7 protein-coding genes are annotated in these 14,048 nt (G+C 41.5%); 2 read left to right on the top strand and 5 right to left on the bottom strand.

Annotation, left to right across the window (positions count from 1 at the left end; genetic code table 11):
• Nucleotides 1–215 precede the first annotated feature (215 nt).
• Nucleotides 216–2,606, bottom strand: coding sequence for a TonB-dependent receptor (locus tag HMAT_RS22205; protein WP_233789522.1), 2,391 nt, complete (start codon nucleotides 2,604–2,606; stop codon nucleotides 216–218).
• A gap of 443 nt (nucleotides 2,607–3,049) precedes the next feature.
• Here HMAT_RS22205 and HMAT_RS22195 point away from each other — a divergent pair, with 443 nt between their 5' ends.
• Nucleotides 3,050–3,550 (top strand): hypothetical protein, encoded by a 501-nt coding sequence (locus HMAT_RS22195; RefSeq protein WP_104385027.1) that lies wholly within the window; start codon nucleotides 3,050–3,052, stop codon nucleotides 3,548–3,550.
• A 377-nt stretch (nucleotides 3,551–3,927) separates the two neighbouring features.
• Entirely contained in the window at nucleotides 3,928–6,291 is a 2,364-nt protein-coding gene (locus HMAT_RS22190) for a glycoside hydrolase family 3 N-terminal domain-containing protein (RefSeq protein WP_104385026.1), read from the top strand.
• Between the two features lie 50 nt (nucleotides 6,292–6,341).
• On the opposite strand, the gene HMAT_RS22185 is transcribed toward HMAT_RS22190, so the two are convergent.
• The 4 genes from HMAT_RS22185 to HMAT_RS22170 all read right to left on the bottom strand — a co-directional run bounded on the left by HMAT_RS22185 (nucleotide 6,342) and on the right by HMAT_RS22170 (nucleotide 14,029).
• Nucleotides 6,342–7,376 (bottom strand): exo-alpha-sialidase, encoded by a 1,035-nt coding sequence (locus tag HMAT_RS22185; protein ID WP_104385025.1) that lies wholly within the window; start codon nucleotides 7,374–7,376, stop codon nucleotides 6,342–6,344.
• Nucleotides 7,377–7,582: 206 nt separating this feature from the next.
• The gene (locus tag HMAT_RS22180) at nucleotides 7,583–9,019 is read right to left on the bottom strand and encodes an alpha-L-fucosidase (protein WP_104385024.1); all 1,437 of its coding nucleotides are present in this window, start codon (nucleotides 9,017–9,019) and stop codon (nucleotides 7,583–7,585) included.
• Between the two features lie 71 nt (nucleotides 9,020–9,090).
• The gene (locus HMAT_RS22175; protein ID WP_104385023.1) at nucleotides 9,091–10,671 is read right to left on the bottom strand and encodes a SusD/RagB family nutrient-binding outer membrane lipoprotein; all 1,581 of its coding nucleotides are present in this window, start codon (nucleotides 10,669–10,671) and stop codon (nucleotides 9,091–9,093) included.
• A gap of 10 nt (nucleotides 10,672–10,681) precedes the next feature.
• Nucleotides 10,682–14,029 carry a SusC/RagA family TonB-linked outer membrane protein gene (locus tag HMAT_RS22170; protein WP_104385022.1) on the bottom strand — a complete coding sequence of 1,116 codons (3,348 nt, stop codon included), beginning with the start codon at nucleotides 14,027–14,029 and terminating at the stop codon, nucleotides 10,682–10,684.
• Nucleotides 14,030–14,048 lie beyond the last annotated feature (19 nt).

The following is a 14,048-nucleotide window of genomic DNA, read 5'->3' as shown; positions in this document are numbered from 1 at the left end:
ATGGTGAGGATATGAATTAACTCCCCTAAATTAAAGGTAACCTGTCGCGGCTTACAGATGTTTAATCATGAAGATTATTTCAACCTAATATCTTTTATGATGACTATCAAAAAACTATCATAAATAAATAGCTATACTCCACTACTTAAATAGCATGTTCCCAAAATTATTTTTGGAAACATGCTATTTATGTCGCTAGACTATTGAGGATGTGTTTAGAATTCTATTCTATAGTTGATGGTTGGGATGATCCCGGTCCATTTTTGCGGCTCGATAATACGTTTGCTGAAATTGTAATGCATACCGACCGTATTCTCTCTATTGAGGATATTTTGAATATCCAGGATGATGAGATGGCTTACTTTCTTGCGGTTGATGCGGTAGCTGGATGAAAAGTCAAGTCGGATATAAGGATCGGCGGTTAAGGTGTTAATCCGGCTTTGATCGATGATTTCCTCATCTAAACGCAAAGATTCATCTTCCAGTACCGGCGAGTATTTTCTCCCGCCAGCATAGATCAGTTTGGCATTCATACCAAATAGGTTATTTTTATTCTTTCCTACTGTCCATTCTTTTCCCAATAACAGATTACCGACATAGCGTGTGTTGAATGTTGTATTGTATTCTTTGCCATTGAGTGCTTTGAATTTGGAATCAAATACCGAAGTGGTGGCCATAAAATAATAGCCTTTGCTGAGTGATTTTTCAACTGTTAATTCAATACCATAGTTTCTACCGGTACCTTTATTGACCAGCTGACGATAGGTCGATGTCCCGATTGCCGAGATATCCGATACGTTGAGCAGGGAGAAGTTCATGGCTGGATCTGAAGATACAGGAACATTGTATAAATGTTGGTAATAGACTTCGGTTTTGAATCTAAGCGTGCGAGTTAGATTTTTTTCATAGCCTATAACAGCCTGCGCGGATTTGGTAGGAGATAGTGCTGTATTGTCTGTTGTGTTTTGATCGGTTCCGTTTTTGGCAAAATAGTAGCTGAGTGGTTCCAGACGGTTGTAGAGCCCTGTACCAAAGGATATGGTCTGATCCGGTGCAACTTTCCAATTTAAGCCCAGTCTGGGTTCTGCAGTCCAGCTTTTACTTAAGGCAAAATAGTTGGCATGTACTCCCGTATTTAGTGTCAGGCGATCGGACAGTTCAGTTTTGAGCTGTGCAAAAGCGTCATAGGTACTGGTATTGCCGTTTTCATTGATCCGTTCTTTTAATGCGGCAAGTTCGGTATCGTAGGTTAAGGCGTAGAGGTCATAGCGAAGCAGACTGGCATTGATTCCCGCGCGGATGGTGTTTTTACTGTTTGCTCTATAGTTCAGGCTACCGGCATAACGGATTGCTGTATTTGTAAATTTATCTTTGTGATATAAGCTCGCTACGTATTCCCGTGTCAGGGTATCTGTTTTATTGGAATTGTGGCTGACCGATGCTGAAATAATGTTAGTGAAATACAATCTATCGTTGGCGATATACTGATGTTTTAGCCCTATACTTCCGGCATTGAATCCCAGGTTCATGTCCTGGGCATCTGTCCGTTCTTCCCATTTCTGGAAATCGCGTTTGGCAGTTTCTTTGATTGTTCCCAGTCCGCCGATCCCAAATAAAGAAAATGTTCCGGCTTTCTTGGTCGGAAAAACAAAATTAAAGGAGAGGTCCTGGTATTTTGGAATACCTGTGTCCGAGACTTTTACACCTACTTTTTCCAATAGACTCAACGAGGAGTAACGGTAGCTGATTAAATAGGATGCATCACTTCCTTTTTTGAAAGGTCCTTCTAACGTGGCGCCTACGCCCAACACCCCGACATTGAACGTATATTCACGTTTATCCGTATTTCCCTTTCTAAACCTAAGATCGAAAACACCGGAGATCGCATTATTGTATTCCGCGGCGAGTCCACCTGTATAAAAATCAGATTTACCCAAAACCATTGTATTAAGCATACTTATCCCTCCTCCGGCGGCACCTTCGGCCCCAAAGTGGTTGGGGTTTACAATCTCGATCCCTTCCAATCGCCACTGTAAACTTTTAGGCGAATTTCCGCGCACGATAATTTCGTTGTCGTCACCACCGGCAACAACTCCGGGAAAACTTTGGGCCATTCTGGCCGGGTCAAAGAAAGCTCCAGCATAACGATTGGTTTCCTCTGGAGAAAAGGAGCGCCCACTGGTCATCGCCATTTGATTTAAAGGCTGCTTTCCGGTGTTGGCATATACCACAGCTTCGTTTAAGGTGTTTGCCTGTGGTTCCATTTCAATGTTAAGGATATTCTCACGGCCAGAGGTGATGAGCAGTTCAGACAGTTCTTCCTGTCTATAGCCTGCCATACGTACCCGTAATACTTGACGTCCAACAGGAACTTGTAGCAGCCTAAATACCCCCTGTTGATCTGTACTAACAGATTTTGTGTTGCCATTGGTTGACAATACAATGGTGGCGCCAACAAGTGGTAATCTTGTATTTTTGTCCAGGATGGTGCCTTTGACGGTTTCGGTCACCATCCGTTGGTTTGTCTTCGTCGAATCTTGTACCTGGGCAAGTGCATGCGTAGCCTGGGTCGCCATCGCAATTATTAAGATTGATGTTAGTTTCATATTGATTAAGCTTTATTTTTATGACAGCTAACTTTTGTTTTACCCTTAACCACCAGCATGATTTTTTTAAATAGATTCTTTTTTGTTTTTGAAAAACAGGATACAGTGAAAATGTTATTAACAAAATTTACTCTGATATACAGTAAATTAACAGTGTTGTTAACATTTTTTTTGTGCGAAGCGATTGTGTGGTATTTTGAAAAAATGGAGCTTCGCCCGCCCGATGTTGGACGGGTTTTCAACAAAATGTCTTTTAATACTTAGATACTTAACATGGTTATTAACAAAAATAGGGGCTTATTGTACGATATTTTTGTAGGATGTTTACTGATGGTACCAGAGAACAATTCGATTCTTTTATCTATTTGGTTAAAAAATATTTATGCGCTGTAGCATTCCAGCATGTTGAGGCGTTATGAAATTATAACTAAATGCGAACTGGCATGAATAAATTATTGTTTGGAATTTTTGCTTTGATTTTGTTTGGTAGCTGCAGCAAGGATAGTATTGATCCAGAAAAAATAGCGCCAGACGATGTGAAAAAACAATTGGAAGCTTATGATTGGATTCCCACAGTCGCTAACAGTGATACTAAAGATGAGCTGTATCATTATAAACCCGCGGACTGTGAAAAGGATAATAATTATTCTTTTTCTTTCGGCAGTAATTTTCAAAAATTAAAGCTGCAAATCGGAAAAGAGCTTTGTGGATTCGATCAAGATACCTTTGAACAGTCTATTTTAGATGGAAAGTCTGAACGTTCTTTTACCTATGACAAAGAGAAAAAGAGCATTAAGTTTGCTGATAGCGATCAGTACGAAAGCTATGGTATTCTTGTGGACGAGGATTATTTGGTCTTAACCTATAGAAATAACAATCCCGTGGTTGATTATATACCAATGGAATACCATTTTAAAGGAAAAAGTAAAACAGAAAAAAATTAGTAGCATTCCTATAACACATGAATGGAGAGACGGCTTGCCGTCTTTTTTTATTTAGGGATATAGACGATCTTTTTTACATGCAATGGATTGGTATAAGGGCAGTTAATAACCTTTTTAATGTATTACAGAATTCCTATATCAGAAATGGCCTCGTAATTTATACACGTATGCTACTAATTTATTGGCCATATTCACCATAATATTGAATATCATATTGAAAATCATTATTAATTAATGCATAAATGCTGGCATCTGATTAGTTTTATTGGCGCTATTACTGAAATTTCTATAACAGAAAAATTATCTTGATTATTCTCTTTAAATCGTTATTTTAGTCTTTTGGAAACCGGTTGCATAACTCTGATAAATTAAACTACATGAAACTCCGAATACTACTTCTGACTACGCTATCAACATTGCTTTATTCACAACTGCATGCACAACAATTGCCCTATAAAAATAGCCACCTCGCTACCGAACAGCGCGTCAGTGATCTTTTGGGACGAATGACTGTCGAGGAGAAGGTTGGGCAGCTGAGTAAACTGCTCGGTTGGGAAATGTATGAGAAGCAGGGGAAACATGTTGGTGTTAGCGATAAGCTGCGGAAGGCGGTCAAGGAACAGCATATCGGCTTGTTATGGGCCACATTACGTGCTGATCCCTGGACACAAAAAACCTTACTCAATGGTCTTACTCCTACGGGAGCTGCAAGGGCGACGAATGCCATCCAACGGTATATGTTGGATAGTACCCGCTTGGGTATTCCATTGTTGCTGTCTGAAGAGGCTCCGCATGGACATATGGCCATTGGTGCCACGGTATTCCCGACGGCAATAGGGCAGGCGAGCACCTGGAATCCGGTTCTAATTCAGCGTATGGCATCGACAATTGCACAGGAAACCTATGCCGTAGGTGGAAAAAACGGGTATGGTCCCGTTCTTGATCTGGCGAGGGATCCCCGCTGGTCCAGGACCGAGGAAACCTATGGTGAAGACCCTTACCTCATTGGACAGATGGGAAGTGCTATGATCCGTGGTTTTCAGGGCGGGAAGATTGGACAACAGGATAAAATCATTGGTACATTGAAACACTTTGTCGCTTATGCTGCACCCGATGGTGGGCATAATGGTGAGTCAGTATCGGTTGGTGAACGGAGCTTAAGACAGTATTTTCTACCGCCATTCGAGCGTGCCGTTAAATCCGGTGCGGGCTCTGTCATGACGGCTTATAATAGTATTGACGGTATTCCTTGCTCCGCAAATCCTTGGCTGTTGAAAGATATCCTACGTAAAGACTGGGGTTTTACGGGATTTGTGGTGTCAGATCTATTAAGTATTTCTGGTCTCAACGGTGGGCATGCCACAGCTGCAACAGCAGCAGAAGCCGCTTCACAAAGTATCCATGCCGGATTGGATGTGGACTTGAGCGGATCAGGATATGGCCCGAATCTGTTGCAAGCGGTGCGACAAGGCTTGGTCGAACCTGCAGTATTGGATACGGCGGTAGCGCGTGTGCTACGCACGAAGTTTAACCTTGGCCTATTTGACCATCCTTATGTGGATGAGAAGCTTGCCGCGCAAAAAGTTGGTACAGCAGCAAATAGATCTGTTGCACGACAAGTTGCACGGGAATCCATTATCTTACTGAAGAACCAACAAAATACCCTACCATTAAGTAAATCGCTGAAACGGATTGCTGTGGTCGGACCAAATGCAGACAATGGCTATAATCAATTGGGTGATTACACTGCCCCTCAGGTCGATGGTAAAGTGCAGACGGTATTGACAGGTATTCGCGCAGCAGTAGGTAAAGGCACACAAGTTGATTATGTCAAAGGTTGCGCTATCCGTGACACGACGAAATCTGATATTGCGGCTGCGGTGGCAGCAGCACAGCAGGCCGATGCGGTGGTTTTGATTCTCGGAGGTTCGAGTGCACGGGATTTTAAAACTTCCTACCAAGCAACCGGAGCTGCAAATGTAGATCCCAATACTGTCAGCGATATGGAAAGTGGTGAAGGATTTGATCGCGTTTCGTTGGACATGATGGGCGATCAATTAAAACTGATGAAAGCGATCCAGGCAACAGGAAAACCGGTGGTCCTGGTGACCATTATGGGAAGGCCGCTTAATCTGAATTGGGCTGCGGAGCATATTCCTGCGATCGTGAATGCCTGGTATCCCGGACAAGAGGGTGGACTGGCCGTTGCCGAGGTCCTGTTTGGTGATTATAATCCAGCCGGCCGGCTACCAATTTCTGTGCCGCGCTCCGTGGGGCAGCTTCCTGTACATTACAATCATACAAAACCAAAACATCACGATTATGTGGAGATGTCTGCTAAACCTTTGTACGCTTTTGGTTATGGATTAAGTTACAGTAAATTTGACTATAGCAACCTACAGATCGGACTGACCGAAAGCGAAGATGATTTTGTGTGTACAGTTTCCTTTGATGTCGAAAATAAGGGCAAAGTGGCCGGCGATGAAGTGGCACAGTTATACGTTGTCGATGAAGTCAGTTCGGTAGTAACGCCAATTATGCAACTGAAGCAGTTTGAGCGTAAAACGATTGAAGCAGGAAATAAAGAAACGTACGCTTTCCGGTTGGGCAAAGAAGATCTTAAACTGTGGAATGCAGTTCATGCATGGAAAACAGAAAAAGGGAAATTTAAATTGCTGGTTGGCGCATCGTCTGATGACATTCGATTGAAAGGGGAGATGGAGCTAAAGAAGGATTATTAAATACAGCTTATTAATAAATAAAGGGATCTATTATTCATAGATCCCTTTATTTATTTAAGGACGAGATGTTTGATACTTTTTCTGTTCCAAGTATACGTGATATGTATCAAACCACTGTTATCTTGTATAATTGTGGGGTAAGAATACTCGTCCCCCTTGATGCCGTTTTCGAGTATAAGTGCATCTTTCCATTGTAGGCCATCTTTGGAGATAGCGACACGGAGTTTTGTGCGCCCTTCCCACCAGTCATTTCCGGCGATTTCCGGATTGTATACGATCATAAATAATCCATTTTTTAATCGAATGGCGTCGGTAGCTGAATTGGGGTTGAGAAGATTGGTTGCCTGCCAAGGTCCCCAGGTGTTTCCTTGATCGGAAGAAAACGCTGTCATTACTTTATTTTCTTTACTGCGGCAAAGTACCTGTAATCGACCATCCGCATGTTGAACAATACTGGGTTGAATGATTTGAATAGTTGTATCGGGCTGAATTGGATGAATAGTCCAGGTTTTCCCCCGGTCGCGACTGATTTCGATATGTGCTTTCCAGATTTCGTCTTTTGATTCGGTACTGGAAGGAGATAATATGCCACCATTAGACAATGTAAAGGGTTTATTTTTGATTGGGCCCAAAATGCCATGAGGTAATGCCTGTGCTACAGACCAATGCTGACCTTTATCGAGGGAATATTTGACATAGCCTTTCCATTCACGTGGATTAGGACCAATTTTATAGAATAAATATAGGGTGTCGTTCTTTGGGTGTTGATAAAGTACAGGGTTCCAAGTCGGATAACGCTTGTCTGCAAGAATCCCATCTGCGATTTGTACTGGTGTTTGCCATTTTCCGTTTGTATAATGCGAACCCCATATCACTACATCGGGATTGGATTCATGTGAGCCGCCAAACCAGCAAACCAAGAGGCTGTCTTTGCCGATAGATTGTATGGTCGAAGCATGGCATTGGTTGAAATTGACCTGTCCTTCCTTGAAGACTTGCTGGGACGAGATTATCTGCGGTTTATAACTTTTACATGAATAAAATGTGATGAGCAATAATGCTAAAAATAAGGTTATTTGTTTCATTCGTTTAGGATGTGCTGCCAAGTGCACAAGTGATGTTTTTTATCGATAGTATTTTTAGTTATTCGGATAACGATTGGGCTTAGCGATCGAGGTTAATGTATTTGCTGATTTTCGCTAGTCAAATGAAAGTATCTCAAAATGGCTAAAGCTGATCATCGTTATTGGATAACAAAAAAGCAGCTAGATGTAATCCAGCTGCTTTTTTGTTACTTGCTTTGCAATTGAATCGCGGTAGCATAATTGAATCTTGTACCTGGGCTTCTCAGGGTAATCTGATTGTCATGTTGCGACCAGTCCAGGCGACCTTTATGGCCCAGAATTGTGATTTTTTTCACGTTAAAATTGTTAGGTACCTCAAAGACATATTCATTCGGCTGTTGGTAGGTATCTCCCTCCGACAGGTGGAATACATTGACGATTTTATTGTCCTTACTTCTGGTATAATAATAATCACCTTGATGATAAGGAGCAATGGTACGTGTGGCGTATACAGCACTCTGGTTGATCTTCATCCATGCGGCCAATTCGTTTAAACGATCATATGCAGCCTGATCGTAGTCTCCTTTAGGGCCGGGAGCAATATTCAGCAAATAGTTACCACCACGTGAGATAATCTTGACAAGTGTCTCAACGATTTTCTTTGTCGGTTTGTAATTGTCATTGGGAACATAGCTAAAAGAATCCCCCATGGTGATACAGCTTTCCCAGGGGATATCCAGTGGATGTTCGGGTATGGCCTGTTCCGGTGTCACATAATTTTCCCAGTTTCCGGGAACGGTGCGGTCGACAACAATGATACCGGGTTGATTTTTTCGGGCCATGCCACCAATGCGATCCATATCAATATTTTGATCTGTTTTAATTGTCTGTTGCCAATCCACAGATTTGTCAACTGTTTCTAGTGGACGCACTTGTCCGCCATCCAACCAAAGGATATCTACCTTTCCATACTCAGATGTCAACTCATTGATCTGATTGTAGGTGAAGTCTTTGAACTTCTGCCAACGTTCGGGATATTTTTTTGGGTCGTAATTTACGTTTCTGTCCTTAGGTGGAAAATAGGGCCACCAATAGTATTCAGAGTGCCAATCCGGTTTGGAGAAATAAGCTCCGATTTTGAAACCGTCGTTGCGAAATGTATTAAAGATTTCTTTGGTCACATTTGCTTTTGGGTTGGAGGAGAAGGGCGTTTTGGTAGAAGTGATCTTATAATCCGATTCTTTGGTGTCGAACATCGCAAAACCATCGTGATGTTTGGTGGTAAAGACCACATATTTCATCCCGGCAGCTTTGGCCGCATCGGCCCATTTTTGAGGGTTGAAATCCGTAGGATTGAATGTTGTCTGTAGATTTTCGTAGTTTTTAAGGTATTCGAAATATGTTTTTCCGTGTTCGGGTTTGCGTTGTGTCCAGCCTTCATCTTCGGGGCAGATACTCCAGCTTTCAACAATTCCCCATTGACTGTAGGTTCCCCAATGCATGAAGAGACCGAATTTCATGTCCTGCCATTGTTCGAGGTTTTCGATCACCTGCGGATCGGTAGGTTTTTGATAGCCCCCCGAGACATTGTGTGCTTGACCAAAGGCCAATGTAGAAGTTGTTGCCAACAGTGCGGTTGATATAATGGTTGTCAGTTTTTGCATGTATAAATATAATGAAAATGATAAAAAGAAAGCCACTTAAAGGTGGCTTTCTGTAGGAGATGTAGTGTCGATTAATTGACGTCCCAGAATAGTTTTATATTTGGGCTGTCCTGATCTTTTACCTCATTATAGTTGGTTGTGTTATAAGTGGCCTCTGTTTGAGGTAGAGTTAATTTAAATGGTATTGTTTTCTGTCTGTCAGAATTAAGCGTTGGAATTGTAAATTTCGGATAATCCAGACGTCTTTGTTCCGACCAGTTCTCTACCGCTTGGAACAGATTGAAATGTAGCCACTTATGGGTTGCGATTAATTGAATTTTATTACTAGCAGCATCCCAGTTAACTGCTTTGACAAAGTTTTCGATGCTTGTTGCGGTCGGTTTACTTGGAGCCGCCACAAACTGCTCGTCACTTTTTGTTGATATATCGTAGTACAAGTTTACTGATTCTCTTAAACCATTTTCAAATGCCTTTTTTGCTTCAGTATTATTCCCTTTTTTGTTGTAATATTCTGCCAGTAGAAAGTTAACTTGTGACGCGCTGATCAAGATGCCAGGGAGGTATTTATTACGTGACAATGTATGCCTATTGTAGAAACTTAATGTTCCTCCACGGGCTAAGTTTGACTGTTCATTTTCGCCTAAACTCTGGTCTAAACCAAGATATTTTCCAGCCGATTTTTCGCCTTTTTCAAATAAGATGGGCAAACGAGGATCTGCTGTTGCAACCATGGCATCAATCATTGGCTTACTGCCAAAGTTGGCATACCAGCCATCTGTTTCAAATGCCCCCCTTATATCTTCCGATTTAATATCGGAGTTGATATTAAAAATATCAAGCTGTGCATTATCCGCATTGGTCAGTATAAGCGGGTTCTTATCTTGAGCTTCAATAATACTAGCAATTTCAGTTTGTGCTCGGGCTGAAAATTGGCTGCTTTCGGAAACGCGGGTCAGCATTCTTAAGCGAAGCGAGTTGCAATACTTTTTCCATAAGTCCATATTACCATTGTTAATAAGGTCTTGCGTTCTAAAAGCTCCCGCGAATGTAGATGGGACTTCGAGGTCATTCAGTTCTGCACCAATAGACTTCAGGTCATCTAGCATTGTTGTATAGATATCTGTTGCTTTGTCATATTTAGGGTAAGAGATCGTGTAATCCCCATTATTGGTGTTTAATAACCCGGCCTGAGTCCAAGGAATATCCCCTACAAGATCTACCATCTGTTGGGTCTGATCATAGAATATAATTTTTGCAGCAAGAAGTATTACTCTTTTCTCCGCTTTTTCTTTTTCATTTTGCTTATCAAAAAGTCTTAAAAACTCCTTGTATTGTGCTAAGCCCGCATAATATTTATTCCAGCGTTCTTCGATAGCTGCGGATCCGGGAACCAATTGATTGGCTTGGTTGATTGAGCCTAGGTTTTGGATGTAGAGATTGATTGTTGGTCTTAACGTAATAAAATAATTCCCGTAAGTCGGTATAATGAGTGCTCTAAAATCATAGATCATGCCAGTGAACTGTTTCTCAATTGATGTCTGAGCGGCCTTTGAAGGGTCATTATAATACTCCCCAAATGAGCTTTTTTTACAAGATGTTATTGTCGATAATGCGGCTATAGCTAGCCCCATAAATAAAACTGATTTTTTCATTTTCATAAAATTAGAAGCTAGCACGTAGCATTAAACCATAAGTTCTTGTTGCCGGTGAAGTACCTGCATTCGATACACTGTTAATCCAGTTGGATCCGCCTGTCATCTGTTCTGGATCAAGGTCTTTGATAGATCTATAGACAAAGAATAAGTTACGTCCAAAAGCAGATAGCTGGATGTTTTTAGCTTTTAGTTTGTTCGCAACCGATGCAGGTAAGCGGTAACCGATTGAAATCTCCCGCATTTTTACATAATTGTTCTTTTTCACATACAGTTCATAACGCGATTGTGAATATTGTGGTCCACCCCAATTATAGGTGTTTGCATAGTAAGTTGCTTGCGAAATAATGTTGGTATTCGAAGAACCATCTGCTAGAACTCCGTCTAAAAGCATACCGTCGTGATAAACTGTTTCACCATTTGGCCCAGTTGTTGCGTTTGTTGCGATACCAACAATACTACCATTGGCATTTTTTGCTTGATAGTAACTAAGTCCACCATGCTCTGCATCCATATTATTCAAACTTTCTTCAAGTAGGCCTCTACTGATCATCCAGTTGGTACCTGTAGGCATAACACTACCTCCAAGGCGGAAGTCCATCAAGACATCGAGAGAAAAGTTTTTGTACGAAAAGTTATTGATCAAACCACCAACAGCTTTGGGTAAAGCATTTCCGGCTTTTATCCATCTATCCCCATCTATTTCATAAAGTCCATTTGAGGAAACAACCCGATTGCCATTTTCGTCCATTTTGGTCGGTCTGACCATAATATCGCCCATTGATTGGCCAACGTTGGCGACGAGTTGCGCAGCGTTACCATCATAGTCTCTTAGCAGAAGTGTGGAAGCGTTTCCTGGAAGTGAAACGACCTTGTTATTGTTCATCGAGAAATTAAGCGTTGAACTCCATTTAAAATTCTCTTTTTGTATGGGTGTACCGTTGATGGCAAATTCCCAACCGGTGTTGCGTAGAGAACCAACATTGGCCAGTATCGAGTTTGAACCACTTGAAATAGGCAAGGTATAGTTAATGATCTGATCTTTTACTAAACCATTATAATAAGTAACATCTAAACCTAAACGACCGTTGAGCATCTTGGTTTCTAAACCAAATTCTATTTCGTTTTTGGTCTCGGGCTTAATATCTATATTTCCAAAGCCAGTTGTTGGTAGTGTCGAATAGATCACAGATGCACCATTTGTAACCTGAGGACCTAATGTTTTTACGGTATAAGCAAGTGCACTCTTATAAATGTCAGGATAACTACCCACAATCCCCCAAGATGCTCTAAGTTTGGCGTAATTAAAAAATTCTGGCAGCTTTATGGCATCTGACAAGATAAAGCTTGAATTGACTGAAGGATAATAAAGCACATTGTTATCTGGATTCATTGTAGAAATCCGTTCACGACGTAATGTACCCTCTACATTCCAAAATTGTTTCAGGTTAAAATTCAATGTTCCAAAAACAGCATCACGAAGCATATAGTTGCGGTAATTATAACGATCGTTTCTTATAGGCTGATTTAACGATGCATTGACATCAAACCAATCGCGTACAGTTAAACCACCACTGGTCTCATTTTGTACATAGGTGTCTTGCGAACGTGTTGCCGTATAGCCAGCGATGACCCCTATCTTAATATCTTCATTGATATTTTTATTATAAGTTGCTAAGAGATCCGTGTAATAAATATTTGCGTTTTGGTTGCCCAAAGAAAACCCACCAGAATTTCCAAATTCCAACGGAATTTCATTTGGCTGTCTGCTTTCTGTGCGTTGTGAAGTTACATCTGCTGACACGCGTCCGCGAAGTGACAAATCATCGGTGATACTCCAGGTTGCTGTATATGACCCGATCAGACGATTGGAATACTCATCATATTGTTTCGCTTTGGTATCCCAAAGGAAGCCTAACACATCACCACGATAACCAAAGTAATGGATATCCTCATCTGGTGTGAGTGATTGTGTGTTTGGATCTTTGATCACATACTTATACCCCAGACTTGTTCTGTATTTATTCAGATACCACTCTGGATTATCAAAAGTCGAGATCATACCAGCGGTATTATTGATTAACCTATCCGTTAGAAAAGGTCTATTATGGGTGTGCTGATTGACAAAGTTGACAACAACATCGTTTTTGAATTTATTCCAAAGGGTAAAACTTGCATTTAGATTGGCTACATTCTTTTTGTTGTATGAATCCAATGCTGTCATCTGATTATCCTGACGTGTCAGGGAGAAACGTATATTGGAATTTTCAGAAGTATTGCCAATCGCGAGATTGAATATACTGTTGTTGGGGTTGTTAAAAAATTTATTATATGAGTTTTGTGCGGAATACGGTCTAACCTGACCATCCCAAGAAATAATGTCTTTACCATCGAATTTTGGGCCAAAGTTCAAACTGGTGTTCATTAGGCCACGAGTGACACCATTGACTTTGTCTTCGTCACCATAATAGAAAAAAAGATCATCTGCCTGTTTTACGTCGTTATAAGCTTTGGAGTAGCCAGGCCCTCTGACATCTTGGAATCGGGGCAGATATGCAATTTGATCGTGAGTATATGTCGCATTAAAATCAACGGAGAAGCCTTTGCCAGCTTTGCCAGATTTGGTCGTAACCAAGACTACACCATTCATTGCCTCTGATCCATATAGTGCTGCCGCTGATGCACCTTTAAGGATGCTGATGTTTTCGATATCTTCCGGGTTTAAGTCTTCCAAACCATTACCCCTGGCGCGCTGATCGCCCCAATAATCGGAGTTGTTAAATGAGGTCTGGCGCATGGGTACTCCATCAATAATCACTAGTGGTTGGGAGTTTCCAGTGATTGAATTGGTTCCGCGGATATTGATATTGATACCTGAGGTAGCACCACCCGGGGCAGCAGAGATGCGGACACCAGGTGCTTTACCATATAAAGCGCCAGCAAAGTTGGGTGATCCAGTTTTTGTTAATTCTTTCGAATCCACGGTACTCATGGCATAGCCGAGTTCTTTTGGAGCCCGTTTAATACCCATGGCTGTAACGACAACTTCTTCCAACGCTGAGGCGTCTTCGGTTAGTGTAATGTTAAGTGTTTTGGTAGATCCTACGACAATTTCCTGGGATTTATATCCGACTATGGATATACGTAAGGTCTCGCCCTGTGAGGCTTGGATCGTAAAAGATCCGTTTGCTGCTGTCTGTGTCCCTCTGGTTGTCCCTTTTACGGAAACCGTAGCACCGGAGATCGGTCCTTTGGCATCTGAAACTATTCCAGTAATGCTCTGCTGCGCATAGAGTGATGTAGCACTGAATAGTGTACATAAAGCCAATCCCGCAGTTTTTTTGTAAAATAGACTCATGTTTTAGGTATTTGTGTAA

The sequence above is a fragment of the Sphingobacterium sp. HMA12 genome, from assembly GCF_002933815.1.
Lineage (GTDB): Bacteria > Bacteroidota > Bacteroidia > Sphingobacteriales > Sphingobacteriaceae > Sphingobacterium.
This window is presented reverse-complemented; position numbering and strand designations above follow the sequence as displayed.